This is a genomic window from Pseudomonas sp. NY15437 (assembly GCF_048068435.1).
Taxonomy (GTDB): domain Bacteria; phylum Pseudomonadota; class Gammaproteobacteria; order Pseudomonadales; family Pseudomonadaceae; genus Pseudomonas; species Pseudomonas nitroreducens_B.
Genome location: NZ_JBLUQC010000010.1, coordinates 137965 through 164424, shown reverse-complemented (window position 1 = coordinate 164424; position 26460 = coordinate 137965). Strand labels below are relative to the sequence as shown.

The window sequence follows — 26460 nt, the reverse complement described above, 5'->3', positions numbered from 1 at the left end:
GACGAAAGTTTACCGGGCCTTGCCTTGGGCGCAAAAATTCTCATATCTTAGATTTCTCACATAAGAGAAATCCTGCAGAAGGCCCTTGCCGTGAGCCATTTCGATTTCGTCATCATCGGCGCCGGCATTGCCGGCGCCTCCCTCGCCTACCGCCTGAGCGAGACCCACCGGGTGCTGCTGCTCGAGCGCGAGGAGCAGCCCGGCTACCACGCCACCGGGCGTTCCGCCGCCATGTTCATGGAGGCCTACGGCACGCCGCAGATCCAGGCGCTGACCCGTGCCAGCCGCGCGTTCTACGAGACCCCGCCGGCGGGGTTCAGCGAGCACCCGATCCTCACGCCGCGCGGCTGCCTGTACGTCGGCGGCCCGGAGCACGCCGAGCTGCTCAGGCAAGCCGAAGCCACGCCAGGTGTGGAGCGCATCAGCACCGAACAGGCGTTGGCGCTGCTGCCCTGCCTGCGCGCCGACGCCATCATCGGCGCCCTCTACGAACCGGATGCCCGCGATCTGGACGTGCATGCCCTGCATCAGGGCTACCTGCGCGCGCTGCGCCAGCGCGGCGGTGAACTGCGCTGCAACCGCGAGCTGCTGTCGGCCGACTACGCCGGTGGCGCCTGGACGGTGGAGCTCAGCCAGGGCGAGAGCGTCCAGGCCGCGCAGCTGGTCAACGCCGCTGGCGCCTGGGCCGATCACGTGGCCGAGCGCTGCGGCATCCGCCCGGTCGGCCTGCAGCCCTGCCGTCGCACCGCCTTCACGTTCCCGGCCCCCGAGGGCGCGGACATCAGCCGCTGGCCGACGGTGATCGGCATCGACGAAAGCTTCTACTTCAAGCCGGACGCCGGCCAGTTGCTAGGTTCCCCCGCCAACGCCGACCCGGTGCCCGCGCAGGACGTGCAACCGGAGGAACTCGACATCGCCCTGGGCGTGTACCACATCGAGGAGCACACCACCCTGGCGATCCGCCGGCCGAGCCACAGTTGGGCCGGCCTGCGCTCGTTCGTCGCCGACGGCGACCTGGTGATCGGCCAGGACCCACAGAACCCGGCGTTCTTCTGGCTGGCCGCCCAGGGCGGCTACGGCATCCAGTCCGCCGATGGCGTCTCGCGCCTGGCCCAGTCACTGCTGCTCGGCCAGCCGCTGCCCGAATCCCTGCGCCAGGAGGGCGTCGATCCCCGGCGCCTGAGCCCGGCGCGCCTGCGTTGAATTTCCCCGGAGATAAACCATGAGCGATATCCAGCGTTACCCCAGCACCCTGCCCTTCCCGTTCTCCCGCGCCGTGAAGGCCGGCGGCTTCCTGTTCCTGTCCGGGCAGATCCCGATGACCGCGGACGGCCAGGTGGTGAAAGGCGACATCCAGACCCAGACCGAAGCGGTGATGACGCGTATCGCCGAGAGCCTGGAAGCCTGCGGCGCCAGTTACTCCCAGGTGGTGAAGGTCACCGTGTGGCTGTCCGACATGGCGCACTTCGCCGGCTTCAACGAGGTGTACAAGCGCTACGTCGAACAGGGCCTGCCGGTGCGTTCCTGCGTGGCCTCGGCCCTGGCGCTGGGCGTGGACGTCGAGGTGGAAGTCCAGGCTTACATCGGCCAGGCCTGACCCTTTTCGGCCCCGCTGCGAGCGGGGCCGCTCTCATAACAACAACAGAGTCTCGATCATGAAAACCAGTCTCAAGCTCGGCGGCGCCTACATCGGCCTGGTCGTGGGCGTCGGCTTCGCCTCGGGCCAGGAAATCCTCCAGTTCTTCGGCGGCTTCGGCCTCATGGGCCTGGTCGGCGCGCTGGTGGCGCTGGCGCTCTTCGCCTTCCTGCTGATGAACCTCTACCAGATCGGCAGCCGCCTGCAGACCCAGTCGCACAAGGAGGCCATGGAGTACATCTGTGGCAAGCCGCTGGGCCGCGTCGTCGACCTGATGCTGACCTTCTTCCTGTTCGGCACCATGGTGGTCATGTTCGCCGGCGCCAACTCATCGTTCGAGCAACAACTGGGGATCGGCCATTCCATCGGCGGCATGGTCCTCGGCGTGCTGACCATCGTCACCGTGTGCCTGGGCCTGAAGCGGGTGATCACCCTGATGAGCCTGATCACGCCGGTGCTGATGGTCATCGTGGCGATCATCGCGGTCTACGCGCTGACGCACATTCAAAAACCGCTGGCGGAGCTGGAGCAGATCGCCCTGGCCGTGCCGCACCCGGCGCCCAACTGGCTGCTTGGCGCGCTGCTGTACGTTTCCTACAACGTCGCCGCCACCGCCGCGGCCGTGGTGGTGATGGGCGGCAGCGTGGCCAACCTTCGCACCGCCGCGCTGGGCGGCGTATTCGGCGGCATCGGCGTGGGCGTGCTGATCCTCGCCATGGCCCTGGTGATGCTGGTGCAGATCGACGTGATCGGCGGCAGCGCCATTCCTACGCTGCTGCTGAGCAACAACATCGCGCCCGGGTTCGGCGACGTGATGCTGGCCCTGCTGCTGGTGAAGCTGTACTGCACCACCAGCGGTTTCGCCTACACCCTGGCCGCGCGCTGCGCCGCCTACGGCGTGCCCTTCCGCGTGGCGACGGTGGTCGCCGTGATCTTGGCCTTCGTCGCCAGCCAGGTCGGCTTCGTCAAACTGGTGGGCCTGGTGTACCCGGCCATGGGGTATCTCGGCTTCGTGCTGATGGCGGCCATCGTCATCGCCTGGTGGCGCAACCGCGCGGCCCCGCTGGGGCAGAACGCCTGAGCGGCGCACCAACGAAAACGCCCGTCTCTTCCGAGACGGGCGTTTTGCCATGCAGCGACGGCGCAGCTAGCGCCGGGGCGCTGCTCAGCCTTCGATGGCCGGGTTCTGGCCGTTGATGGCAATCCGCTTGGGCTTGGCTTCTTCCGGAACGATGCGCACCAGCTCGACGCTGAGCAGGCCGTTCTTCAGCGATGCGCCCTGGACCTCGATATGGTCGGCGAGGCGGAACGACAGCTTGAAGGCGCGCTGGGCGATGCCCTGGTGCAGGTAGGTGACGCTATCGGAAGCCTTTTCGCGCTTGCCGCCGTTGACGGTCAGCACGCCGCGCTCCACTTGCAGTTCCAGGTCTTCTTCCTGCAGGCCGGCGGCGGCGATGACGATGCGGTACTGGTCGTCACCATGCTTCTCGACGTTGTAGGGTGGGTAGGAACTGCCGCTTTCACTGCGCAGGGCGGACTCGAACAGATCGTTGAAACGATCGAAGCCAACGGACTGGCGGAACAGCGGGGCGAGGGAAAGGACGTTGCTCATGGCGAATCTCCTGAATATTTCAGCAAGGTATGATCTGGAGCCTGATGTCAGAACTCCGGTGCGGGACCCGTCTTCGGCCTCCCGCAGGGACATAGATAGGGACGGCAGAATCCGTTTCAAGCCCACCTGCGAAAAAAGGATTTCCCCGTGAAGAAGGTCATGCTGATCACCGGCGCCAGTCGCGGCATCGGCGCCGCTACCGCCCTGCTCGCCGCCGAGCGCGGCTTCGCCGTGGCGCTCAACTACCGCCGCGAGCGGGACGCGGCCCAGGCGCTGGTCGCGCGGATCACGGCGTCGGGTGGCGAGGCTCGCGCCTTCGCCGCCGACGTTGCCGATGAAGACGAGGTGCTGCGGCTGTTCGGCGACGTACACGACGCCTTCGGCCGCCTCGATGTGCTGGTGAACAATGCCGGTATTCTCGAACGCCAGATGCGCCTGGAGGAGATGGACGTGGCGCGGCTGCAACGGGTGTTCGCGGTGAACGTGACCGGCACCTTCCTCTGCTGCCGGGAGGCGGTAAAACGCATGGGGCGAAGGCATGGCGGGAGGGGTGGAAGCATCGTCAACGTGTCCTCCATGGCCTCGCGCCTGGGTTCGCCCAACGAGTACATCGACTACGCCGCCGCCAAGGGTGCGGTGGACAGCCTGACCATCGGCCTGGCCAAGGAAGTGGCGGCCGACGGCATCCGCGTGAACGCCGTGCGCCCGGGGCTGATCAAGACCGACATCCACGCCAGCGGCGGCGAGCCGGGGCGCGTGGAGCGCCTGCAGTCGGCCATCCCCCTGGGCCGGGGCGGCGAAGTGGAGGAAGTGGCGCGGGCGATTCTGTTCCTCGCCTCGGATGAGTCCAGCTACAGCACGGGCGGATTCATCGATGTCAGTGGCGGGCGCTGATTCAAAATCGTGACGCACGCTTTTGTAGGAGCGAGCTTGCTCGCGAAGGCGGTCTATCCCGATGCATTGGTGTTGGGCGGTTCGCGAGCAAGCTCGCTCCTACGAAGAGCAGTACGGAGTCAGGCGGCGACGTCGATCTCGACCTGCAGCACACGATCCAGCACGTCGCAGTCATGCTCGCGGCGCACCAGGGCGAACAACTCCACCGCTTCGGGATAGCTACGGGTGAGCATCCCCAGCCACTGCTTCAGGCGCCCCGGCGCGTAACGTGGCGCCAGCTTGCGCCGGGCCTGGCGCCAGAAATCGTCGAGCAGCACACGCACCTCGGACCAGGGCATCGGCACGACGTCACGGGCATCACGCCAGGCGGCGATCTGCCGGGCGAGGTCCGGGCGGGAGACCAGCCCGCGGCCGAGCATGATGTCGGCCACGCCGCTGATGGAGCGGCAGCGCTGGTAGTCCTCCAGGGTCCACACCTCGCCATTGGCGAACACCGGCACCTTCACCGCGTCGGCGACCTTCGCCACCCACTCCCAGTGCGCCGGCGGCTTGTACCCGTCGGCCTTGGTCCGCGCGTGGACGACCACATGGGCGGAGCCGCCGTCGGCCAGGGCACGGGCGCAATCGATGGCGCCGTCGGGGCTGTCGTAGCCCAGGCGCATCTTCGAAGTCACCGGAATGTGCGCCGGCACCGCGCGGCGCACCGCCTCGATGATGCGGAACATCAGCTCGGGTTCTTTGAGCAGCACCGCGCCGCCACGGGAGCGGTTCACCGTCTTGGCCGGGCAGCCGAAGTTCAGGTCGATCACCGGCGCGCCCAGCTCGCAGGCCTGCACGGCATTCTCCGCCAGCAGTTGCGGGTCGGAGCCGAGCAGTTGCACCCGCATCGGTACGCCGGCGCGGGTGCGGCTGCCGTGGGCCAGTTCCGGGGCGAGCGCCAGGAACGACGCCGGCGGCAGCACGCGGTCGTTGATGCGGATGAATTCGGTGACGCACCAGTCGATGCCGCCGACGCGGGTCAGCACATCGCGCAGGATGTCATCTACCAGCCCCTCCATCGGGGCCAGGGCGATCTGCACGGGAGAATCTCGGGCAATGGCGAAGGCCGCGGATTGTAGGGAATGCGCCGCGCCGGGAAAAGCGCGGCACGACGGATCACGCGCCGGCGGACACGGTCTCCGGGGCAAGCAGGGCGCGGCCGTAGCCTTCGATGAATTCCACCGGCATACGCTTGGGCTTGCCGCTGGACAGTTCGATGCAGACGAAGGTGGTCTGCGCGCGCAGCAGGGTCAGGGCATCGTCCGGGCGCACCAGCTGGAAGTGCCGGGTCATCTTCAGGCGCTGGTCGGACTGCACGATCCAGGTCGCCAGTTGCAACAGGTCGCCTTCGTAGGCGGCGGCCAGGTAGTCCACCTCATGGCGCACCACAGCCATGGCGCGGTCCAGCCGGCGGTACTCGACCAGGTCCAGCCCCAGGCTCTGGGAGTGGCGCCAGGCGCAGCGCTCCAGCCAGCTGACGTAGACCGCGTTGTTGGCATGGCCGAGGCCGTCGATGTCCTCGGGCTTGACCTCGATGTCGATGACGAACGGATCGGGCAACTGCCAGCTCATGAGGCGTGCTCCAGGCTTGCGGCCAGCGTGATCGCCTCGGCGGCCAGTTGGGTGATCTGGTCCCAGGCGCGGGCGCGAACCAGGCTCGGCGGCGCGATCCAGGTGCCGCCGACGCAGGCGACGTTGGGCAGGCGCAGGACGTTGAGGAGGTTTTCCTGGGTGATGCCGCCGGTCGGGCAGAAGCGGATGCCGGCGAAGGGCGCCTTCAGGCTCTTGAGCATCTTGATCGCGGCGTTGCCGTCGGCGGGGAACAGCTTCAGCGAGCGGTAGCCGTACTCCAGCGCCACCAGCACTTCGGAGGGCGTCATCACCCCCGGCAGGAACGGCATCCTGGCGTCTTCCGCCGCCGCCACCAGGCGCGGCGTGCAGCCCGGGCTGGCAGCGAACTGCGCGCCGGCGTCGCGGGCCTCCTGGAACTGCTCGGTGTGGATCAGCGTACCGGCGCCGACGATCATCTCCGGCAGCTCGCGGCGAATCTCGGCCACCGCGTCCAGCGCCTGCGGCGTGCGCAGGGTCACTTCCAGCACCCGGACCCCACCGTCGTACAGGGCACGGGCCAGGTCACCGGCCAGCGCCACCTCGTCGATCACCAGCACCGGCATGACCGGGCGCGCCTGCTGCAGCACCCAATCGGTAGACATACTCATGCAATCCCCCAGTCGACCACCCGCGTGCGCAAGACCTCGCGCCCAGGCCGGGGCGGCCGGAAATGCTCGAAAGTCTACGCCAGGCTACCGGGCCTGACGACCCGCAAGGGGCCATCATGGAACGAAAACGGCGGCGTGTAGCCGCCGTTATCACACTGGTGAATAGCTCAGGACGCCAACGCCAGGGGCAACGGCATTTCCACGCCCTCCAGCAGCTCCAGAATCGCATCGGTTACCCGCGCATCCGCCAGCACACGGTGATGGCCGCCGTCGGGCAGGCGCAGCAGGCGGCTGCGGGGCCAGGCCTGGTGAATCGCCTCGGCCTCGCTGGCCCGCACGTAGCGGTCATCGGCGGCGTGCACGACCAGCCCGGGCATGTCCAGGCGGTAGCGCGCGACGTCCAGCTGCTTGGCCGCGATGCCGGTGCGCCCTTCGATCATACGGATGAAGCGCGAACGGGCCTCCGCCGGCAAGCCGACCATCCTGGCGAAGCCGCGCAGCACACCGAGCACGTTGCTCGGCGCGCCGATGGTCACCAGCGTTTCGGTGCGCAAGCCCATCTGGGTCGCCAGCAGCGCACTGGCGCCCCCCATGGAATGGCCGATTACGGCGCGCAGCGGGGGCAGCTCGCCGGCCGCCTCCAGCAGCGCACGGGCGAACAGCACGAGATCCGCATCGCGGCCGGGCGAGCGACCATGCCCCGGCCCGTCGAGGGCAATCACGCCGTAACCGGCGCCCACCAGTTTCTCGATCAGGGCCGCGAACTGGGTAGGGCGCCCCTCCCAGCCGTGCATGAGCAGCACGGCCGGCCCCTCTCCCCAGCGCAGCGCGGACAGGCCGAAGCGCAGGGTGACGCGCTCGGAGCTGCCCAGCAGCGGCAGCTCCCAGTCGCGCGGGGCATGCTGGTTAGGCGTCACGAACAGCTCCTGCATGCGTCGCGCCGCCCATGTCGGCGCAACGCGGCCGAGGGTGGCGTTGATGGCTCGAACCGAGCTCAGACTGCTCATTTTCCGTACCTCCTCAGATCACCGCTTTCTTCGCGGCGCGCAAGACACGATCGGACAGGTCGCCATTGCCCAGGGCACGGGCCAGCGCCAATCCACCCACCATCAAGGCCATGTCGCTGAGCACGGTGTCGATTTCCTCGGGACGGCCGGCCAGCGCCGCCACCATCAGCTCCACGTGCTCTTCCAGGGTCTGGCGAAACGCTTCCGGCAGGTTGGCCAGCTCGTTCAGCGAGCTGGGGATGGGGCAACCCTCCTCCTCGGTATCGCGGTGCTTGCGCGACAGGTAGAACTGCGCCGTCAGCGCGCGGCGCTCGGCGAAGCTCAACCGCGGATCGAAACGCTTGAGCCCTTCGCGGCGCTTGGCGAGCAACTGGCGGAAGGCCTCCAGCATCAACGCGTCCTTGCTCTCGAAGTGCGAATAGAAACCGCCCACCGTCAGCCCCGCCGCCGACATCACCTCCCCCACGCTGGGGCTGACCGGGCCGTGCTGCAGCAGCGCGCTGGTGGCGGCAGACAGGATGCGTTCGCGGGTCTGGGCTTTCTTGTCACTCATGGCGGACCTCCGGCTCGGACAAAATATTATGGTGAGAATATTATTCTCATAATAAAAATCGGCAAGCGGAAACCGCGACCATTGGTCGGAGGACAATTTTTCGAAAGGGGAAAAAACAAAAGGGCCACTGAAAGTCTCAGTGGCCCTATAGGCATCGCAGAGCGATAAAAATGGCGTCCCCTAGGGGACTCGAACCCCTGTTACCGCCGTGAAAGGGCGGTGTCCTAGGCCACTAGACGAAGGGGACATATCCTTCGAAGAAACCCACCAGGCGGTGGATTCTGGCTTCATCCCGTTTGGGAATTTGGTGGAGCTAGACGGGATCGAACCGTCGACCTCTTGCATGCCATGCAAGCGCTCTCCCAGCTGAGCTATAGCCCCAGATGACTCTGGCTGACGACGCGAACGCATCGTCGCTGGATAGTGGCGTCCCCTAGGGGACTCGAACCCCTGTTACCGCCGTGAAAGGGCGGTGTCCTAGGCCACTAGACGAAGGGGACGCAAAACCTTCGATTTCGGCTCCGTTTGGACAAACGAAGCTTACTGGTAATTTGGTGGAGCTAGACGGGATCGAACCGTCGACCTCTTGCATGCCATGCAAGCGCTCTCCCAGCTGAGCTATAGCCCCAAAGTACCGCTGGATCTACCGTTCCGCTTCGCCCTGTCAGTTCAGTTCGTCGCTGGAACGGGGCGCATCTTAGGGGCGAGGCGAACCCCTGTCAACAACATTTTTTCAGATTTCTTATTTTTTTCTCCCACAGAACAATCACTTATGTGACCGCTCCGGTTTCCGCGCGGCTGATTGCGCGGCTTCCCCGCCCTCCCCCGGCTCGGCCATAACCGTCGATACGGGCACAAAAAAGGCCGGGAGCTTCGCAGCGCCCGGCCTTTTTCATTGTAGGAAAGAACTCAGGAGCCGATGGCGTCGCGAATCTTTTCCCACTCCTTGGCTTCTTTCTTCGATGCCCCGCCCAACAGCTCCAGGGCCTGGCGCAGGCGATAGCGCGACAGGTCGGCGCCGAGGATTTCCATGGCGTCGAGCACCGACACCGAGCTGGCCTGGCCGGTAATGGCCGGGAACATCAGCGGCATCACGTCACGCAGCTTCAGGCCCAGGTGCTCGGCAACGGCCTGGATGGTCGCGGTGATGCGCTCCTTTTCCCACTGGCGCAGCGCTTCGAGCTTCCACAGCACCAGTTGCAGCACCTGGCGCACCTGGGTGGCGTCGAGCTTCTTGTGCTCGAACAGCTTGGCGTCCAGCGGCACGCCGCCACTGAAGAAGAAGCCGGCCAGCGGGGCGATCTGGCTGAAGTTTTCCACGCGGCCTTGCACGTGCGGGGCGATCTTCATCAGGTACTCGGGATTGAGCGCCCACTTCTGCACTTCCTTGGCGAAGTCCTCGACGGACAGCTCGCGAATCCACTGGCCGTTCAGCCAGGAGAGTTTCTCGATGTCGAAGATCGGGCCGCCCAGCGATACCCGGGACAGGTCGAAGTGCTCGATCATCTCTGCCAGGCTGAACTTCTCGCGCTCGTCGGGCATGGACCAGCCCATGCGGCCGAGGTAGTTCAGCAGCGCCTGGGGCAGCAGGCCCATGCGCTCGTAGAAGGTGATGGAGGTGGGGTTCTTGCGCTTGGACAGCTTGCTCTTGTCCGGGTTGCGCAGCAGCGGCATGTAGCAGAGCACCGGCTGCTCCCAGCCGAAGTACTCGTACAGCTTGATCAGCTTGGGCGCCGAGGGCAGCCACTCTTCCCCGCGCAGCACGTGGGTGATGCCCATCAGGTGGTCGTCGACCACGTTGGCCAGGAAGTAGGTGGGCAGGCCGTCGGCCTTCATCAGCACCTGCATGTCCATGCGGTCCCACGGGATTTCCACGTCGCCACGGAGCATGTCCGGCACCACGCAGACGCCCTCGGTCGGCACCTTCATGCGCACCACGTGGGATTCGCCGGCGGCGATGCGCTTGGCCGACTCCTCTTTCGGGATGTGCATGCAATGGCCGTCGTAGCGCGGGGTTTCCTTGCGCGCCTGCTGCTCGGCACGCACCGCATCGAGGCGCTCGGCGGAACAGAAGCAGGGGAAGGCGTGGCCTTTTTCGACCAGTTCGTCGCTGTACTGCTTATAGATGGCGCCGCGCTCGCTCTGCCGGTACGGGCCGTGCGGGCCGCCGACGTCCGGGCCCTCGTCCCACTCGATACCCAGCCAGCGCAGTGCGTCGAAGATCTGCTGTTCCGATTCGCGGGTCGAACGCACCTGGTCGGTGTCCTCGATGCGCAGAATGAACTGACCGCCGTGCTGGCGGGCGAAGCAGAGGTTGAACAGCGCGATATACGCGGTGCCGACGTGCGGGTCGCCGGTGGGAGACGGCGCGATACGGGTGCGGACTGTGGTCATGAAGGCTCTCGTGTGCAGCAATTCTTCGTGTGAAGCGGACAGCGCGCGACGGCGCGCGCGCTCATGGGTGCGATGGTATCAGGCGGGCCGCCTTCGGCTCCAGCCAGCGACCGGGATCGATGGGCAGGTTGTGGATCAGGAAATCGAGGAACGCCTTCACTTTCATCGCCTGGAAACGCCGCGACGGGTAGACGGCATACAACTCGCCCACCGGCAGCTGGATCTGTGGCAACACGCGCACCAGGCGGCCGCTGGCCAGTTGCTCGTCGACGATCAGCTCCGGCAGCGAGGCAATGCCCACCCCGGCCAGCACGGCTTCGCGGGCGAAGGTGATGTTGTTGCACGAGAGCACCCGGTGGCACGGCACGGTTTCCCCGCGCAGCGGCCAGTAGCGTTGGGAGTCGGCCTGCAGCAACACGGCGCGGTGGCCCGCCAGCTCATCGACGGTCTGCGGCCGGCCGTGCAGCTCCAGGTAGTCCGGGCTGGCGCACAGGCAGCGATTGGTGGTCAGCATGCGCCGGGCGATCAGGGTAGAGTCCTCCGGCTGGCCGACCATGATGACGATATCCACGCCCTCCTCCAGCGGATCGACATTTCGCGAGGTCAGCTCGACCTCCGCGGTGATCTGCGGATACAGGTTCATGAAGTCGCCCAGCACCTTGGCCAGGTACATCTGGCCGAACTCGATGGGCGCGCTGATGCGCAACAATCCCGACGGCGCCTGCTGCAGTTGCATCACCGCCTGCTCCGCTTCGGCGAAGTCATGCATGATCTGCCGGCAGCGATCGTAATAGGCCTGGCCCACCTCGGTCAGGCGCAGCTTGCGGGTGGTGCGGTTGATCAGGCGCACGCCCAGGCGCTCTTCCAGCAGCGCAATACGCCGGCTCACCGTGGACTTCTGCATCCCGAGGCTGTGCGCGGCCTGGGTGAAACTGTGCATCTCCACCACGCGGGTGAAGATCAGCGCATCATCCAGCCCCATGATTGTTCCCTATAAGCAACAAAGTTTCCGAAGTGTAGCGGCTACGTGCCGCCACGGAACACTGTTACATTGGCAAACATTTTTTGGCCAACCAAACGCTCGTTTACCTATGCCCGCACAATTGAAACGCCGCCTGTCCGTGTTCTTCGTCATCCTCGCCGTGGTCGCCCTCGCCTTCCTGGCGCGCTGGTACTTCATCGGCCGCTTCGTCGAGAGCACCGACAACGCCTACGTGCAGGGTGAGATCACCCGTATCGCCAGCCAACTCGGTGCCCGCGTCGAGGAGGTGCTGGTACAGGACAACCAGCACGTCGAGAAGGGCCAGTTGCTGGTGAAGCTCGAAGCCGCCGACTTCCAGCTCGCCCTCGACCGCGCCAAGGCCACCTTGGCCACCCGCGAGGCGGAACTGGAGCAGGCGCGCAGCAAGCTCAAGGGCCAGACCAGCATGATCGCCGCCAGCGCGGCCGACGTGAACGCCAGCCAGGCCACCCTCGGCCGTACCGAGGTCGACCTCGGCCGCGCCCAGGCCCTGCGCAAGCCCGGCTACGTGTCGGAGGAACGCGTGACCACCCTGGCCGCCGACTCCAATGTCGCCCGCTCCCAGGTCGCCAAGGCCCAGGCGGACCTGCAGGCCCAGCGCGTGCAGCGCGAAACCCTCGCCACCGACGTGCAACGCCTACAGGCGCAGATCGAAAGCGCCCGCGCCGACATCACCCAGGCCGAGATCAACCTCGCCCGTACCGAAATCCATGCGCCGGTCAGCGGCCTGGTGGGCCAGCGCGGCGCCCGCGTCGGCCAGTACGTGCAGGTGGGCAGCCAGCTGCTGTCGCTGGTGCCGGACGACGGCATCTGGGTCCAGGCCAACTTCAAGGAAACCCAGATCGGCAAGATGCGCCCCGGCCAGAGCGCCAAGCTGGTGTTCGACTCCTTCCCCGACCAGCCCATCGAAGGCCAGGTGCAGAGCCTGTTCGCCGCCTCCGGCGCGCAGTTCAGCCTGCTGCCGCCGGACAACGCCACCGGCAACTTCACCAAGGTGGTGCAGCGCATTCCGGTCAAGATCACCTTCGCCGACGACAACCCGCTCAAGGGGCTGATCCGCCCGGGCATGTCCGTCGAGGCAGAGGTCGAGCTGGGTGGCCGGTGACCAACTGATCCGGCCGGTCGGCGAACCGACCCGCCGCGACTGGATCGCCGTGTTCAGCGCCATGCTCGGCGCGTTCATGGCGGTGCTCGACATCCAGATCACCAACTCCTCGCTCAAGGACATCCAGGGCGCGCTGGCCGCCACCCTGGAGGAAGGTTCGTGGATCTCCACCTCCTACCTGGTGGCCGAGATCATCATGATCCCGCTCACCGCCTGGCTGGTGCAGCTGCTCTCCGCGCGCCGCCTGGCGTGGATGATCTCCGTCGGCTTCCTGTTCTCCTCGCTGCTCTGCTCGTTCGCCTGGAACCTGGAGAGCATGATCGTGTTCCGCGCCATGCAGGGCTTCACCGGCGGCGCGCTGATCCCCCTGGCCTTCACCCTGGCGCTGATCAAGCTGCCGGAGCACCACCGCCCCAAGGGCATGGCGCTGTTCGCCATCACCGCCACCTTCGCGCCCTCCATCGGCCCGACCCTGGGCGGCTGGCTGACGGAGAACTTCGGCTGGGAATACATCTTCTACATCAACATTCCGCCGGGCCTGCTGATGATCGCGGGCCTGCTCTACGGCCTGGAAAAGAAGCCGGCGCACTGGGAGCTGCTGAAAAGCACCGACTACGCCGGCATCGTCACCATGGCCATCGGCCTGGGCTGCCTGCAGGTCTTCCTCGAGGAAGGCCACCGCAAGGACTGGCTGGAATCGAACCTGATCGTCAGCCTGGGCAGCATCGCGCTGGTCAGCCTGATCCTCTTCGTGATCCTGCAGACCTCGCGGCCCAACCCGCTGATCAACTTAGGGATTCTGCGCAACCGCAACTTCGGCCTGTCGAGCATTTCCAGCATCGGCCTGGGCATGGGGCTCTACGGTTCGATCTACGTGCTGCCGCTGTATCTCGCGCAGATCCAGGGCTACAACGCGATGCAGATCGGCGAGGTGATCATGTGGATGGGCGTGCCGCAGCTGTTCCTCATCCCACTGATTCCCAAGCTGATGAAGATCATCGAGCCGCGCCTGCTCTGCGCCCTGGGCTTCGGCCTGTTCGGCATGGCGAGTTTCTTCTCCGGCGTGCTCAACCCGGACTTCGCCGGGCCGCAGTTCAACCAGATCCAGCTGCTGCGCGCCCTCGGGCAGCCGATGGTGATGGTCACCATCTCGCTGATCGCCACCGTCTACCTGCAACCGCAGGATGCGGGCTCGGCCTCCAGCCTGTTCAACATCCTGCGCAACCTCGGCGGCGCCATCGGCATCGCCCTGCTGGCCACGCTGCTGGATAGCCGCGCCAAGGTCTATTACGACTACCTGCGCGAAGCGGTGGTGCCGGTGAACGGCGCCGTTGACGAGCGCCTGGCGCAGCTGACATCGCAACTCGGCACGCAGCAGGCGGCGCTGGGCAAGATCAGCGAGATCGTCCACCAGCAGGCGGCCATCATGGCCTACAACGACGCCTTCCATGCCATCGGCATCGTGCTGGCGGTGAGCATGGTGGCGGTGCTGCTGACGCGCCCGCTGCCGGCGGGCATGGGGGCTGGTGCGGGAGCCGGGGCGCACTGACCGCCCCGCACTACGCCACCCTGTGTAGGAGCGAGCTTGCTCGCGAACCCGCTTCCCGCCGGAATCCCAGGGTGCTCAGTGGCTCGCGAGCAAGCTCGCTCCTACGAAGAGCCATCTTGAGCGGCGCTGCCACTCACCCCATCGACACCATCCGATCACGCAGCTTGCCGATCTCGTCGCGCACGCCGGCCGCGGCCTCGAACTCCAGGTCGCGGGCCAACTGGTACATGCGCTCCTCGAGCTGCTTGATGCGCTTGCCGATCTCGTCCGGCGTGCGCAGTTCGTTCTCGTACTTGCCGCTCTCCTCCGCCACCTTCGCCAGGCTGCGCCGCTTGCCCTTGGCGCCCGGCACCACGGCACCTTCGAGGATGTCCTTGATGTCCTTCTTCACGCCCTTGGGCACGATGCCGTGCTTGGCGTTGAACTCCAGCTGCTTGGTGCGGCGCCGCTCGGTCTCGTTGATCGCCCGCTGCATCGAGCCGGTGATGCTGTCGGCATAGAGAATTGCCTTGCCGTGCAGGTTGCGCGCGGCGCGTCCGATGGTCTGGATCAGCGAGCGCTCGGAGCGCAGGAAGCCTTCCTTGTCCGCATCGAGGATCGCCACCAGCGCCACTTCCGGCATGTCCAGGCCCTCGCGCAGCAGGTTGATGCCCACCAGCACGTCGAACTTGCCCAGGCGCAGGTCGCGGATGATTTCCACCCGCTCCACGGTGTCGATGTCCGAGTGCAGGTAGCGCACGCGCACGTCGTGGTCGCCCAGGTAGTCGGTGAGGTCCTCGGCCATGCGCTTGGTCAGGGTGGTGACCAGCACGCGCTGGTCCTGGGCAACGCGACGGTTGATTTCCGAGAGCAGGTCGTCCACCTGGGTGGTCGCCGGGCGGATCTCCACTTCCGGGTCGACCAGGCCGGTGGGCCGCACCACCTGCTCGATCACCCGGCCGGCGTGCTGGTCCTCATAGGGCCCGGGCGTCGCCGAGACGAAGATGGTCTGCGGGCTGATCGCCTCCCACTCCTCGAAGCGCAGCGGGCGGTTGTCCAGCGCCGACGGCAGGCGGAAGCCGTACTCCACCAGGGTTTCCTTGCGCGAGCGGTCGCCCTTGTACATGGCGCCGACCTGGGGAACGCTGACGTGGGATTCGTCGATCACCAGCAGGGCATTGTCCGGCAGGTAGTCGTAGAGCGTGGGCGGCGGCTCGCCGGGCCCGCGGCCGGAGAGGTAGCGCGAGTAGTTCTCGATGCCGTTGCAGTAGCCCAGTTCGAGAATCATCTCCAGGTCGAAACGGGTGCGCTGTTCCAGGCGCTGCGCCTCCACCAGCTTGTTGTTGGTACGCAGGTAGTCCAGGCGCACCTTCAGCTCTTCCTTGATCTGCTCCACCGCCTCCAGCAGCGTCTCCCGAGGGGTGACGTAGTGGCTCTTGGGGTAAAAAGTGAAGCGCGGCAGCTTGGTGAGCACCTCGCCGGTCAGCGGATCGAAGGCGGCGATGTTCTCCACCTCATCGTCGAACAGCTCGACGCGAATGGCCTCCAGGTCCGATTCGGCGGGGAAGATGTCGATCACGTCGCCCCGCACGCGGAAGGTCGCACGGGCGAAGTCCATGTCGTTGCGGGTGTACTGCAGGCTGGTCAGGCGGCGCAGCAGCTCGCGCTGGTCCATCTTGTCGCCGCGATCCAGGTGCAGAACCATCTTCAGGTAGGACGCCGGGTCGCCCAGGCCGTAGATCGACGACACGGTGCAGACGATGATGGCGTCCTTGCGCTCCAGCAGCGCCTTGGTCGCCGACAGCCGCATCTGCTCGATGTGGTCGTTGACCGAGGAATCCTTCTCGATGTACGTGTCCGAGGACGGCACATAGGCCTCGGGCTGGTAGTAGTCGTAGTAGGAGACGAAGTACTCGACGGCGTTGTTGGGGAAGAAGGTCTTGAATTCGCCGTAGAGCTGTGCGGCCAGCGTCTTGTTCGGCGCCAGGACCATGGTCGGGCGCTGCACCTGGGAAATGACGTTGGCGATGCTGAAGGTCTTGCCGGAGCCGGTCACCCCCAACAGCGTCTGGTGCGACAGGCCCGCTTCCAAACCTTCCACCATCTGTCGGATGGCTTCGGGCTGGTCACCGGCGGGCTCGAATCGCGAATCCAGCTGAAAAATCGACATGGGAACCTCGCTTTTGCGTGTGACGCTTCGGTCGCCAAAGCGTCATACCAGTCGAAAAGCATGCGCGACAACTCGCCGCCTGCCATAGAGGCCTATATAATACCGGCCCGTCGACGCAACCCCCAGCGCCGTGAGCGGGCGGGTTGCAATTGCACTTCACTCCCGCCTTAGAGCTGCTGCCAACATGAGTCTGTTCTCCGCTGTCGAAATGGCCCCCCGTGACCCGATCCTGGGCCTGAACGAAGCTTTCAACGCCGATACCCGTCCGGGCAAGATCAACCTGGGCGTAGGCGTTTATTACAACGAGGAAGGCCGCCTCCCGTTGCTGCGCGCCGTGCAGGCCGCGGAGAAAGCCCGCATCGAGGCCCATGCTCCGCGCGGCTACCTGCCGATCGAAGGCATCGCCGCCTACGATTCGGGCGTGCAGAAGCTGCTCTTCGGCGCTGACTCGGAACTGCTGGCCGAAGGCCGCGTGGTCACCACCCAGGCCGTCGGTGGTACCGGCGCCCTGAAGACCGGCGCCGACTTCCTCAAGCGCCTGCTGCCCAACGCCACCGTCGCCATCAGCGACCCGAGCTGGGAAAACCACCGCGCCCTGTTCGAGTCCGCCGGCTTCCCGGTGCAGAACTACCGCTACTACGACGCCGCCACAAATGGCGTCAACCGTGCCGGCCTGCTGGAAGACCTGAACGCCCTGCCTTCCCAATCGATCGTGGTTCTGCACGCTTGTTGCCATAACCCGACGGGCGTCGACCTGACCATGGACGACTGGAAGCAGGTGCTGGACGTGCTCAAGGCCAAGGGCCACGTACCGTTCCTCGACATCGCCTACCAGGGCTTCGGTGACGGCATCGACGAAGACGCCTCCGCCGTGCGCCTGTTCGCCAAGTCGGGCCTGAACTTCTTCGTCTCCAGCTCCTTCTCCAAATCGTTCTCGCTGTACGGCGAGCGCGTTGGCGCCCTGTCGGTCGTGACCAACAGCCGCGAGGAGTCCGCCCGCGTCCTGTCCCAGGTCAAGCGTGTGATCCGCACCAACTACTCCAACCCGCCGACCCACGGCGCCAGCGTCGTCGCCGCCGTGCTGAACAGCCCGGAACTGCGTGCCGTCTGGGAAGAAGAACTGGGCGAGATGCGCACCCGCATCCGCACCATGCGCGTGGCCATGGTCGAGCAACTGGCCGCCCTGGGCGCCAAGCGTGACTTCGGCTTCGTGGCCCAGCAGCGCGGCATGTTCTCCTACTCCGGCCTGACCGCCGAGCAGGTCGAGCGCCTGAAGAACGAATTCGGCATCTACGCCGTCGGCACCGGGCGCATCTGCGTCGCCGCGCTGAACAACGGCAACCTGGACACCGTCACCCGCGCCATCGTCCAGGTGCTGTAAAAAAATCAGGGGAAGTTATCGGCTGAATGTTGACTTCCCCTTCTTAATCAGTAAGATACGCACCGTTGTTCCGCGATAGCTCAGTCGGTAGAGCAAATGACTGTTAATCATTGGGTCCCTGGTTCGAGTCCAGGTCGCGGAGCCAAATTCAAAGCCCTCGGCACATGCCGGGGGCTTTTTTATTGGGCATGAAAAAAGCCGGTCATCGACCGGCCTCTTCCTTTCAACACGGCGCGCGTCAGAGCGATATCCGGTCGCGGTTCTTGTCCAGCGTCCCCTTGCCGATCCCCTTCACCTCCAGCAGTTGGTCAACCGTGGTGAACGGCCCATTGCTGGTCCGGTAGTCGACGATGGCCTGGGCCTTCACCTTGCCGATGCCCTTCAGGGCCTTCTGCAACTCTTCGGCGGACGCCGTATTGATGTTCACCGACTCCGCCGAGGCAGGTGCCTTGGCCGCAGGCGCGGGCGCCTGGGCGGCGGGTTGCGTCACAGGGGCAGCCTTCGTGTCCGCCTGGGCGATACCCGCCCAGGAGAGGCTCACCAGCAGGAGCAGGCTTGCAACGGAAAGCAGATTTCTCTTCATGAATCGTTTCCAGCCATATCAGGTTTCGAGGCAGCGCCGATGCGCCGCGAAGAAAACATATCGCCAGAAATACCGAGGGAAACGCCGGTGCAGCGAGTCGGCTGCAGTTTCCGGCGCCGCCCACAGAGGGCGAAGAAACGCCTGACATAGCTCGCAGACGCAGCGATCGTCACGTCTGCTAACGGCCCTGGATCAGGGCTCCATGCGCCGCTGCTGGTGGATCAGGTCGACGATCTCGCCTTCCGGGCAATAACCGCTGACGGTCTCCCGCAGCAGTTGGCGCACCCGTGCGTAGTTGCCCTGGTCCACGGCCTTGAGCAGATCCGCCAGGACGAGCTTGAAGCCCTCCCACGGCATCAACTCCTCGTTGGCCTTCATGATCATCGGGTGCTCGGTGGCACTGACGTTGTCGCCGATCAGCAGCTCTTCGTAGAGCTTTTCACCGGGCCGCAGGCCGCTGAACTCGATGGAGATGTCGCCGTGCGGCGTGTGCTCGGAGCGCACGCTCAGGCCGGAGAGGTGGATCATCCGTTCGGCCAGCTCGAGAATCTTCACCGGCTGCCCCATGTCGAGCACGAAGACGTCGCCGCCGCGGCCCATGGAGCCGGCCTGGATGACCAGCTGGGCCGCTTCGGGGATGGTCATGAAATACCGGGTGATTCCCGGATGGGTGACGGTCACCGGGCCGCCACGCTTGATCTGCTCGCGGAACAGCGGAATCACCGACCCGGACGAGCCCAGCACGTTGCCGAAGCGCACCATGGTGAACCGGGTCTTGTTGACCTGGTGTACACCGGATTTATCGCCGAACAGCACCGGCGCCGACTCCTGGCTCAGGGCCTGCAGGATCATCTCCGCGAGGCGCTTGGTACTGCCCATCACGTTGGTCGGGCGCACCGCCTTGTCGGTGGAAATCAGCACGAAGTGAGCGACCCCGGCCTGCACGGCCACCTGCGCGGTGTGCAGCGTGCCCATCACGTTGTTGAGCACGCCCTCGGAGATGTTGTGCTCGACGATGGGCACGTGCTTGTACGCCGCCGCGTGGTAGACGGTGGCGACTTTCCAGGTGCGCATGACGTCCAGCAGGCGCTCGGCACTGCGCACGGAGCCCAGGATCGGCACCAGCTGCACCGCGAGCGACTCGCGCTTGACGCGGCTTTCCAGCTCCTGGTGGATCCGATAGAGGTTGTATTCGCTGTGCTCGAACAGCACCAGCACAGTGGGCCCGGAGCCGAGGATCTGCCGGCACAGCTCCGACCCGATGGAGCCACCGGCACCGGTGACCATGACGACTTCGCCGCGGATGCAATGCTCGAACAGCTCCTTGCGCGGCTCCACCGGGTCGCGGCCGAGCAGGTCGGCGATGTCCACTTCCTGGATGTCGTCCACCCGCACCCGGCCGTTGGCCAAGTCGATGAAGCCGGGCACGCTGCGCACGTGGACCGGGTAGGGTTCGAGCAAGCCGAGAATCTCGCGGCGACGGGCGCGGGTGGCCGACGGAATCGCCAGCAGCACTTCCTGCACGCCGGTTTCGTCGATCATCTGCTGGATATGCTTGGGCTTGTAGACGCGCAGGCCGGCAATGACGCGGTTGGCGATCTCATCGTCGTCATCGATGAACGCCACCGGGCGCATCGCACGCCCCAGGCGCAGCGCCGCCACCAGCTGGTTGCCCGCAGAACCGGCGCCATAGACGGCCACCTTGGGCAGGCCATCCTGCTGCTTGAGGAACGGAACGGCCTGCACCGTGCTGTACCAGTCGCCCATGAAGTACTGGCGCATCGCCAGGCGCAGGCCGCCGATCATCAGCAGGCTCAGCCACCAGTAGTTGAGGACCAGCGAGCGCGGAACCATCTCGGTCACCGAGCGGTTCCAGTAGACCACCAGCGACAGCAGCAACGCCGAGATCGTCACGGCCTTCCAGATGGCGACCAGCGCGTCGTTGCCCAGGTAGCGCATGACCGCCCGGTACATGCCGAACCGGATGAACAGCGGGATGGCCACCAACGGCGCCGCCACGAACAACCAGCCGTGGACGCGGAAGGGATACTCCAGGTCGTCGGCGCCCAGGCGCACGATGAACGCCAGCCACAACGCGAACCACACCAGGACGATATCGGTGGCGACCTGCAGTAATCGTTTATGTCGTCTCGGAAGCCTCAGCAGGCGTTCTCGGAGCATCAGCGCTTGTCCCTTAAATCCCGAACGGAGGGTAGTGTCCATCCGCTACATTGACCACCAAATCCGGCGGAGTTCAGCTCACTTCCTGTTCATCCGGACGACCTGCACCCAGATGAGCTACGACAAGCACCAAGGGAGCATAGGCCACAATCAGCGTCAGCAAACCCGAAACATGCCCCAGCGCGACCAGCAACGCCAGCGGCATGAGCCACAGCACGTTGATCGCGGTGACCGCCAGCGACACCCGCAGATGGCTGCCGTAGCGCCGCGAGGCGCGCTGGTAGGCATGGCTGCGATGCGCTTCGTAGACGCGCTCGCCGCGCATCAGCCGGTGGATCAGGGTGAAGGTGGCATCCACGACGAACACGCCCAGCAGGATCAACCAGCTCCAGATCAACGGCGGTGCCACCAACGCCGCCTGCAAGGCCAGGCCGCCGAGGATCAAGCCGAGGAAGCCGCTGCCCGCGTCGCCCATGAAAATGCGCGCCGGAGGGAAGTTCCAGACCAGGAACCCCGCCGCCGCCAACCCCAGGATCGCTGGCAGCCAGATCAGTTGCGCCGCTCCCACAGCCCAGCCGCACAGGGCGCCGCCCAGGCAGACGGTGATGGCCTCGAGACCGGCGATCCCGTCGATGCCATCCATGAAGTTGTACAGGTTGAGCAACCAGACGAGGAACACCAATCCGAGCAGATCGCCCGCCAGGCCGAGGTCTAGCGGCCCCCAGGGCATCGGCAACGGAGGCACGCCCCCCAGCCAGCCGAGAAGCCAGAGCGCCGCGGCAAAATGCCCGATCAGCCGCCAGCGCGCCGGAATGTGCCGGTGATCGTCGATAAACCCAACGATCGCTACCAGGGCGCCGGCCGGCAACAGGGCCAGCAGGCTGCTGCCATCCACCGCGCCCAGCCCCCCCGCCAAGGGCAGGCAGCCGAGGAAACCCAGCACGATGGCGACACCGCCGCCACGCGGCGTGGGAATCTGGTGCGAACTGCGCGCGTTGGGAATGTCCATGATGCTGCGCGCCAGCGCGTAGCGCCGCACGCCGGCCGTCATTGCCCATGAGGCGATGAAGACGCCCGCCAGCAGTAATCCCATACTCATCGTCCTGGCTCCCTGCCGCTGGCTTGCGCCGTTTCCCGCAACGCCTGTTCGACGCGTACCGGCGGCCGCCAATCGAGCCGCCTGCACGTGGCGGAGATATCCACCTGGAGCGACCCCAGCAGACGCTGGACCTGCTGGCTGCGGCCCGTCAGCCGCCCCAGCAGGCGCAGCAGGGCAGGCGGAACCGGCAGCAGGCGCGGACGCACGCCCAGCGCCTGGCTCAGGCCGCGGCACAGCTGCGCAGTGGACAGGTCCTCGCCGTCGCTGACCAGGAATACCTGGCCCGCCGCCGCCGGATGCCGGGCGCAGCAAAGCAGCAGGTCCACCAGGTTGTCCCGCGCCACCAGGCTGCGGCGATTGTCGATGGCGCCAAAGGGCAGCGGCAGCCGGCGCTGCAAGGCGCGCATCAGGCTGGCAAAGTTGGCCTTCACCCCGGGCCCGTAGACCAGCGGCGGGCGCACCACCACGACCTCCAGCCCGGTCTGCGCGGCAATCGCGAACAGGGCCTGCTCCGCTTCGAGCTTGGATTGCCCGTAGGCGTCCTGCGGGCGCGGCGTCGCATCGGCGGTGAACGGCCGCCCCGCGGCGGTTTCCTCGCCATTGACCTTGATCGAACTGACGAAGACGAAACGCGTCACCCCGGCCGCTGCCGCCTGCTGCGCCAGATGGCGAGTCGCCTCGACGTTGACCGCGCGAAACTCGGCCAGAGGGTCGGCCGCCTGCTCGTCCATCACATGAACGCGCGCGGCGCAGTGGATCACCACCTCGACGCCCTGCAGCGCCTCATCCCAGGATTGGGCGACACTCAGCCCGTCGATCTGCGCCACCTCGACGCCCTCGGGCCACGGCGCCGCACGGCCGCGCTGGGCGACGCGGACCTGCACATCGTTTTCCTGACGCAAGCGCGCCAGCACGCCTCGGCCGACAAACCCGGTCGCGCCCGTGAGTAGAACCTTCAAGCCAGTACCTGCAGAACCTGACGCCAGCGGCGTCTTCCATGTTGAGCGAACGCGTCAGAGCGGCGAGATGACCGGTCGCAGCGCATTCCAAGCGTGACAGCTGGGGCATTGCCAATGCAGCTCGCGGCCGGCGAAGCCGCATTTGCCGCATCGATAGCGCGGCATTGTCTTATACAAACCGATGATTATTGGAGCGATTTTTCCGCTCGCCGGCTCTTTTTCCGGCTCGCTTGCCACCACTTCAAGGTATTCGCCGACGCCCTGCCAGGACGGATGGCGCTCCACCCGCTCCAGCAGGCTCTCGCGCCAGGTGGCTGCCCGCGCCGGCTGCTCGCTGTCGGCCAGCAGCGCGAGGATGGCCGGAGGCACCTCTTCACCCGCGGCCAGTTCGCGCAGGCATGCCAGCAGTTCCGGGCGGGCCAGGCCGTCGTAACGCCGCAACAGCGGCACGATCTCGCCGAGGAAGGCCTTGGCATCCCTGGCCAGCTCGCCGATGGTGGCCACCGCCGCGGCCTGGTCCTTGCGCCACAGCTCACAGTCCAGGCGCATCAGCAGCGCGCGTACACAGCGCTTGTCGACCCGACGCGCCTCGCGCAGCAATTCCTGCATGGCGCTGCGGTCCCCTGCCCTGCCCTTCTCCTGGGCCAGTTCGCAGTAGTAGTTGGCCAGCGCGGCACTGAGTTCGGAACGGCTCGGCACCAATCGGGCAGCCAGTTCGATGGCGCGCGACCAGTTCTTCTCGCGTTCGCAGATCAGGCGCTGTTCATCCAGCGCCTCGAGGGAGATCGGCTCGTCGCGCTGCCGGGTCAGCTCGTCGAGCAACTCCTCGGCGCTGCCCAGCAAGCCGCCGGCGATGTAGTCGCGGGCCAGTTCCAGGCGCACCTGGGCCACCAGCGAACCGTCCTCGCCGGCACGACCCAGCAGGTCCTGGTGGATGTGGATGGCTTTCTCGATATCGCCCCGGCGACGAAACAGGTTGCCGACGTGGAGATGGCTTTCCAGCGTCTCCGGGCTGACCACCAGCCCCTGGGACAAGCTCTCCAGCGCATCGTCGGAGTGCCGCTCCAGCAGGTTGTGCATGCTGTGGACCCGCGCTCGCAGGTTGGATTCGGAGACAGCCGGGGCCCGGGAAAGCGAACGACGCCCCATCCACCAGCCGATGGCCAGGGCGCAGAAGAAGAACAGCGTGGCGATGACGCTAGGCATGGTCCGTCAGCGACTTTTCACGCAGCGCGTCATTCTCCTTGCGGAAACGGGTGACTTCCGAGCGCAGCCCGGACAGGCGCGCGTGCGCCCTGGCGCGGAACGGGATGCTAAGCAGCAGGCCGATGACGCCGCCCAGGATGAAGGCGAGGGAGATGAAGACCACCAGCGGCCACTGCGGCGACTGCCAGCCCAGGAAGGTCAGTTGGGTCGATTGCAGGTTTTCCAGGACGAAAACCACGACGACGGCGGCCAGCACGACCAGCGCCAGAATCAGCAGGAAACGTTTTGCCCGAAGCATGGACACTCCTTCTTGAAGACGGATACCCCGGGGTCACTCGGGTTCGTTGACGCGGTCGCGCAACTCCTTGCCGGGCTTGAAGTGCGGGACGAACTTGCCGTCCAGGCGCACCGACTCGCCGGTTTTCGGATTACGCCCCACGCGAGGCGCGCGGTAATGCAGAGAGAAGCTGCCGAAACCCCGGATTTCGATGCGATCCCCCGTCGCCAGAGCCTGGGACATTTGCTCAAGCATGGTCTTGATCGCCAGCTCCACATCCTTTGCGGAAAGCTGCCCCTGATGGGTGACGATTCTCTCGATCAACTCCGACTTGGTCATGGTTTTCCCTTCTTTTTCAAGCGGCTAGATCAGCTCAAGGTTCTTTTAGCATGCTGGTCATGCTTTGAACAGCCCGAAGCCGAAGGATGTGTTTTCACCCGGTCAAGTGGTTGCCCAATAAAAAATGGCCGATCCCTGGGGAGGAGATCGGCCACGGTCGCGTCCAGGAGCGGGGGGACGCGCAAGCGGAAAAACGGATCAGGCGATGGCGGCGAGCTGCGCCTTGGCCTTGGCCAGGCCTTTCTCGGCGAATTCACCGCCCATGTTCAGGCCTTCGGCGTGGATGAAGGTCACGTCGTGGATGCCGACGAACCCCAGCGCCTGGCGCAGGTAGGGTTCCTGGTGATCCAGCGCGCCACCGGCGTAGACGCCGCCGCGGCTGGTGAGTACGAAGGCGCGCTTGCCGGTGAGCAGGCCCTGCGGGCCGGTCTCGGTGTACTGGAAGGTGACGCCGGCGCGCAGCACGTGGTCCAGCCAGGACTTGAGGGTGCTGGGGATGGCGAAGTTGTACATCGGCGCAGCCAGGACCAGGACGTCGGCGGCCTGCAGTTCGGCGGTCAGCAGGTTGGAGCGTTCCAGGGCGGCGCGCTCGATGTCGCTGTGTTCCTGCGCCGGCTTCATCCAGCCGCCCAGCAGGTGGGCGTCCAGGTGCGGCACCTGCTCGACGGCCAGGTCGCGAACCTGGATCGAGTCGGCCGGGCGGGCCGCTTGCCACTGGGCGATGAAATCGCGGGTCAGTTGGCGGGAAACGGAACCTTCCTGACGGGCACTGCTTTCGATAACCAGAACGCGGGACATGGACTGGACCTCCATCGGTCGTTGAATGTGTCGATGGAGGTCATCCTAAATATGAACAAATCGATAAAAAAGCGTAAAAAATCGCTCCTAATTATCGGATAAATTGATTCTTGTCCCGCCTGCTTCTACTCTGGACGAACACTCAGGAAGGATTGCAGGTCAGCTTGATGCGCAGCTTGATCACCGCGCGGCTGAAGCTGGAGGTCAGGTTGGCCTCCTTGCCCGGCGCGATGGTGGCCTTGCGCACATGGGGCGTTTCCGGGCCGTTGACGAAGACCGCGGTGCAGGTCACCGGCTGCTGGCCGCCATTGCGCAGGAGGATCGCCCCCATCTGGTCACCGATGTCCTGGGTCTCGATGTCCACCTCGGCGCCGTTGAGGCTCTTCTGCACCTCGATGGGGTAAGCCAGGGCGGTCAGCGGCAGCAGTGCCAGAACGGCACAACAGAATTTTTTCATGGCGGTCTCTTGTTGGTCTTCTGCGGACCGCCAGATTAGACAAGAGGAAGCGAGGATGAAAGCGCCCCGCGTTACCCTGGATCAGTGGAGAACCCTGCAGGCCGTGGTCGATCACGGCGGCTTCGCCCAGGCGGCGGAAGCCCTGCACCGTTCGCAGTCGTCGATCAGCTACACAGTGGCGCGCATGCAGGAGCAACTCGGCGTTCCGCTGCTGCGCATCGACGGGCGCAAGGCCGTGCTCACCGAAGCCGGTGAAGTGCTGCTGCGCCGTTCGCGGCAACTGGTCAAATCCGCCGGACAACTCGAAGAGCTGGCCCATCACATGGAGCAGGGCTGGGAGCCGGAGGTGCGCCTGGTCGTGGACGCCGCCTACCCCACCGTGCGCCTGGTGCGCTCGCTGTCGGCCTTCATGCCGCAGAGCCGCGGCTGCCGAGTGCTGCTGCGCGAGGAAGTGCTGTCGGGCGTGGAGGAAGCGCTGGTACAGGGCCATGCGGACCTCGCCATCAGCGGCCTGAATATCCCCGGCCACCTGGGCGCCGACCTGTCCATCGTCGACTTCGTCGCCGTTGCCCATCCCGACCACGCCCTGCACCGCCTGCAGCGCGAAGTCACCCATCAGGACCTGGAAACCCAGATGCAGGTGGTGATCCGCGACTCCGGCCGCCTGCAGCCGCGCGACGTCGGCTGGCTCGGCGCCGAACAGCGCTGGACAGTCGGCAGCCTGGCCACCGCCGCCACCTTCGTCAGCAACGGCCTGGGCTTTGCCTGGCTGCCGCGGCACATGATCGAGCGCGAGCTGCGCGACGGCCAGCTCAAGCCGCTGCCGATGAAACAGGGCGGCGTGCGCGAGAGCCGCTTCTATCTTTATCCGAACAAGGAAAAGCCCCTGGGCCCGGCTACGCAGATCCTCGTGGAGCTGCTGACCACCTACGCCAACGTGCCGCTCGACGCCCATTTCGCCGCCCCGCAAAGCCCGGCCTGACGCCCAGGACCACGCACACA

General features: G+C 65.9%; 26 protein-coding genes and 5 tRNA genes. 9 read left to right on the top strand and 22 right to left on the bottom strand.

Annotated elements, in window-relative coordinates:
* The first annotated feature begins 90 nt into the window (after window positions 1-90).
* Genes ACNFIA_RS21945 through ACNFIA_RS21935 form a run of 3 tightly spaced genes read left to right on the top strand, consistent with a single transcriptional unit; the run spans window position 91 to window position 2717 of the window.
* Window positions 91-1203 carry an NAD(P)/FAD-dependent oxidoreductase gene (locus ACNFIA_RS21945; protein WP_416788614.1) on the top strand — a complete coding sequence of 371 codons (1113 nt, stop codon included), beginning with the start codon at window positions 91-93 and terminating at the stop codon, window positions 1201-1203.
* A gap of 19 nt (window positions 1204-1222) precedes the next feature.
* Window positions 1223-1597: a RidA family protein gene (locus ACNFIA_RS21940; RefSeq protein ID WP_416788612.1), complete on the top strand. Its 375-nt coding sequence runs from the start codon at window positions 1223-1225 to the stop codon at window positions 1595-1597.
* Between the two features lie 58 nt (window positions 1598-1655).
* Window positions 1656-2717, top strand: a complete 1062-nt coding sequence (locus tag ACNFIA_RS21935; RefSeq protein WP_416788609.1) for a hypothetical protein — start codon at window positions 1656-1658, stop codon at window positions 2715-2717.
* 84 nt (window positions 2718-2801) lie between these two features.
* Here ACNFIA_RS21935 and ACNFIA_RS21930 read toward each other — a convergent pair whose 3' ends face one another.
* Window positions 2802-3248 (bottom strand): Hsp20 family protein, encoded by a 447-nt coding sequence (locus ACNFIA_RS21930; protein WP_259756293.1) that lies wholly within the window; start codon window positions 3246-3248, stop codon window positions 2802-2804.
* Between the two features lie 147 nt (window positions 3249-3395).
* Here ACNFIA_RS21930 and ACNFIA_RS21925 point away from each other — a divergent pair, with 147 nt between their 5' ends.
* Window positions 3396-4142 (top strand): SDR family oxidoreductase, encoded by a 747-nt coding sequence (locus ACNFIA_RS21925; RefSeq protein WP_416788606.1) that lies wholly within the window; start codon window positions 3396-3398, stop codon window positions 4140-4142.
* A 119-nt stretch (window positions 4143-4261) separates the two neighbouring features.
* Here the strand turns inward: ACNFIA_RS21925 and ACNFIA_RS21920 are convergent, their stop codons facing one another.
* The 11 genes from ACNFIA_RS21920 to ACNFIA_RS21870 form a co-directional block, all read right to left on the bottom strand.
* Complete coding sequence (locus ACNFIA_RS21920; RefSeq protein ID WP_416788603.1) at window positions 4262-5221, bottom strand: tRNA dihydrouridine synthase; 960 nt, start codon at window positions 5219-5221, stop codon at window positions 4262-4264.
* A 76-nt stretch (window positions 5222-5297) separates the two neighbouring features.
* Window positions 5298-5753, bottom strand: a complete 456-nt coding sequence (locus ACNFIA_RS21915) for an acyl-CoA thioesterase (protein ID WP_416788600.1) — start codon at window positions 5751-5753, stop codon at window positions 5298-5300.
* Window positions 5750-6400, bottom strand: a complete 651-nt coding sequence (locus ACNFIA_RS21910) for a bifunctional 4-hydroxy-2-oxoglutarate aldolase/2-dehydro-3-deoxy-phosphogluconate aldolase (RefSeq protein ID WP_416788598.1) — start codon at window positions 6398-6400, stop codon at window positions 5750-5752. The genes ACNFIA_RS21915 and ACNFIA_RS21910 overlap by 4 nt, the downstream gene beginning before the upstream one ends.
* A 167-nt stretch (window positions 6401-6567) precedes the next feature.
* Entirely contained in the window at window positions 6568-7407 is an 840-nt protein-coding gene (locus tag ACNFIA_RS21905) for an alpha/beta fold hydrolase (RefSeq protein ID WP_416788595.1), read from the bottom strand.
* Window positions 7408-7420: 13 nt separating this feature from the next.
* On the bottom strand, window positions 7421-7960 hold the full coding sequence (locus tag ACNFIA_RS21900) for a TetR/AcrR family transcriptional regulator (RefSeq protein WP_259756300.1): 540 nt from the start codon (window positions 7958-7960) through the stop codon (window positions 7421-7423).
* Between the two features lie 171 nt (window positions 7961-8131).
* A tRNA-Glu gene (locus tag ACNFIA_RS21895) sits at window positions 8132-8207 on the bottom strand.
* A gap of 58 nt (window positions 8208-8265) precedes the next feature.
* A tRNA-Ala gene (locus tag ACNFIA_RS21890) sits at window positions 8266-8341 on the bottom strand.
* 43 nt (window positions 8342-8384) lie between these two features.
* Window positions 8385-8460: transfer RNA gene (locus tag ACNFIA_RS21885), tRNA-Glu, on the bottom strand.
* A 52-nt stretch (window positions 8461-8512) separates the two neighbouring features.
* A tRNA-Ala gene (locus ACNFIA_RS21880) sits at window positions 8513-8588 on the bottom strand.
* Window positions 8589-8869: 281 nt separating this feature from the next.
* Window positions 8870-10354, bottom strand: a complete 1485-nt coding sequence (gene gltX / locus ACNFIA_RS21875; RefSeq protein ID WP_259756302.1) for a glutamate--tRNA ligase — start codon at window positions 10352-10354, stop codon at window positions 8870-8872.
* 61 nt (window positions 10355-10415) lie between these two features.
* Complete coding sequence (locus tag ACNFIA_RS21870; RefSeq protein ID WP_416788591.1) at window positions 10416-11336, bottom strand: LysR family transcriptional regulator; 921 nt, start codon at window positions 11334-11336, stop codon at window positions 10416-10418.
* Between the two features lie 109 nt (window positions 11337-11445).
* Between ACNFIA_RS21870 and ACNFIA_RS21865 the strand changes: the two genes are divergently transcribed.
* Both ACNFIA_RS21865 and ACNFIA_RS21860 read left to right on the top strand, forming a co-directional pair.
* Window positions 11446-12480, top strand: coding sequence for an HlyD family secretion protein (locus ACNFIA_RS21865; RefSeq protein ID WP_416788588.1), 1035 nt, complete (start codon window positions 11446-11448; stop codon window positions 12478-12480).
* Between the two features lie 49 nt (window positions 12481-12529).
* Window positions 12530-14029, top strand: a complete 1500-nt coding sequence (locus ACNFIA_RS21860) for an MDR family MFS transporter (protein WP_085988858.1) — start codon at window positions 12530-12532, stop codon at window positions 14027-14029.
* A gap of 133 nt (window positions 14030-14162) precedes the next feature.
* Here the strand turns inward: ACNFIA_RS21860 and uvrB are convergent, their stop codons facing one another.
* A complete protein-coding gene (gene uvrB, locus ACNFIA_RS21855; RefSeq protein ID WP_416788586.1) occupies window positions 14163-16178 on the bottom strand; it encodes an excinuclease ABC subunit UvrB in 2016 nt (671 codons plus the stop codon).
* A gap of 184 nt (window positions 16179-16362) precedes the next feature.
* On the opposite strand from uvrB, the gene ACNFIA_RS21850 reads away from it, so the two are divergent.
* Both ACNFIA_RS21850 and ACNFIA_RS21845 read left to right on the top strand, forming a co-directional pair.
* On the top strand, window positions 16363-17559 hold the full coding sequence (locus ACNFIA_RS21850; RefSeq protein ID WP_416788583.1) for an amino acid aminotransferase: 1197 nt from the start codon (window positions 16363-16365) through the stop codon (window positions 17557-17559).
* Window positions 17560-17628: 69 nt separating this feature from the next.
* Window positions 17629-17704 (top strand) — tRNA-Asn (locus ACNFIA_RS21845).
* A gap of 93 nt (window positions 17705-17797) precedes the next feature.
* On the opposite strand, the gene ACNFIA_RS21840 is transcribed toward ACNFIA_RS21845, so the two are convergent.
* The 9 genes from ACNFIA_RS21840 to ACNFIA_RS21800 all read right to left on the bottom strand — a co-directional run bounded on the left by ACNFIA_RS21840 (window position 17798) and on the right by ACNFIA_RS21800 (window position 25458).
* Window positions 17798-18142, bottom strand: coding sequence for a ComEA family DNA-binding protein (locus ACNFIA_RS21840; protein ID WP_416788581.1), 345 nt, complete (start codon window positions 18140-18142; stop codon window positions 17798-17800).
* 192 nt (window positions 18143-18334) lie between these two features.
* A complete protein-coding gene (locus ACNFIA_RS21835; protein ID WP_259756312.1) occupies window positions 18335-20323 on the bottom strand; it encodes a polysaccharide biosynthesis protein in 1989 nt (662 codons plus the stop codon).
* A gap of 73 nt (window positions 20324-20396) precedes the next feature.
* A complete protein-coding gene (locus ACNFIA_RS21830; RefSeq protein WP_416788578.1) occupies window positions 20397-21422 on the bottom strand; it encodes an MraY family glycosyltransferase in 1026 nt (341 codons plus the stop codon).
* On the bottom strand, window positions 21419-22381 hold the full coding sequence (locus tag ACNFIA_RS21825) for a UDP-glucose 4-epimerase family protein (RefSeq protein ID WP_416788576.1): 963 nt from the start codon (window positions 22379-22381) through the stop codon (window positions 21419-21421). Before ACNFIA_RS21825 ends, ACNFIA_RS21830 begins: the two co-directional genes overlap by 4 nt.
* Window positions 22382-22435: 54 nt before the next feature.
* Complete coding sequence (locus ACNFIA_RS21820) at window positions 22436-23587, bottom strand: hypothetical protein (RefSeq protein ID WP_416788573.1); 1152 nt, start codon at window positions 23585-23587, stop codon at window positions 22436-22438.
* A complete protein-coding gene (locus ACNFIA_RS21815) occupies window positions 23580-23885 on the bottom strand; it encodes a LapA family protein (RefSeq protein ID WP_259756317.1) in 306 nt (101 codons plus the stop codon). The genes ACNFIA_RS21820 and ACNFIA_RS21815 overlap by 8 nt, the downstream gene beginning before the upstream one ends.
* Before the next feature lie 33 nt (window positions 23886-23918).
* Complete coding sequence (ihfB, locus tag ACNFIA_RS21810; protein ID WP_003091441.1) at window positions 23919-24203, bottom strand: integration host factor subunit beta; 285 nt, start codon at window positions 24201-24203, stop codon at window positions 23919-23921.
* Window positions 24204-24401: 198 nt separating this feature from the next.
* Complete coding sequence (locus tag ACNFIA_RS21805) at window positions 24402-25001, bottom strand: FMN-dependent NADH-azoreductase (RefSeq protein ID WP_416788568.1); 600 nt, start codon at window positions 24999-25001, stop codon at window positions 24402-24404.
* Between the two features lie 142 nt (window positions 25002-25143).
* Window positions 25144-25458: a 3-phosphoglycerate kinase gene (locus ACNFIA_RS21800; RefSeq protein WP_259756321.1), complete on the bottom strand. Its 315-nt coding sequence runs from the start codon at window positions 25456-25458 to the stop codon at window positions 25144-25146.
* A gap of 55 nt (window positions 25459-25513) precedes the next feature.
* Here ACNFIA_RS21800 and ACNFIA_RS21795 point away from each other — a divergent pair, with 55 nt between their 5' ends.
* Window positions 25514-26440, top strand: coding sequence for a LysR family transcriptional regulator (locus ACNFIA_RS21795; protein ID WP_416788565.1), 927 nt, complete (start codon window positions 25514-25516; stop codon window positions 26438-26440).
* Window positions 26441-26460: the final 20 nt, after the last annotated feature.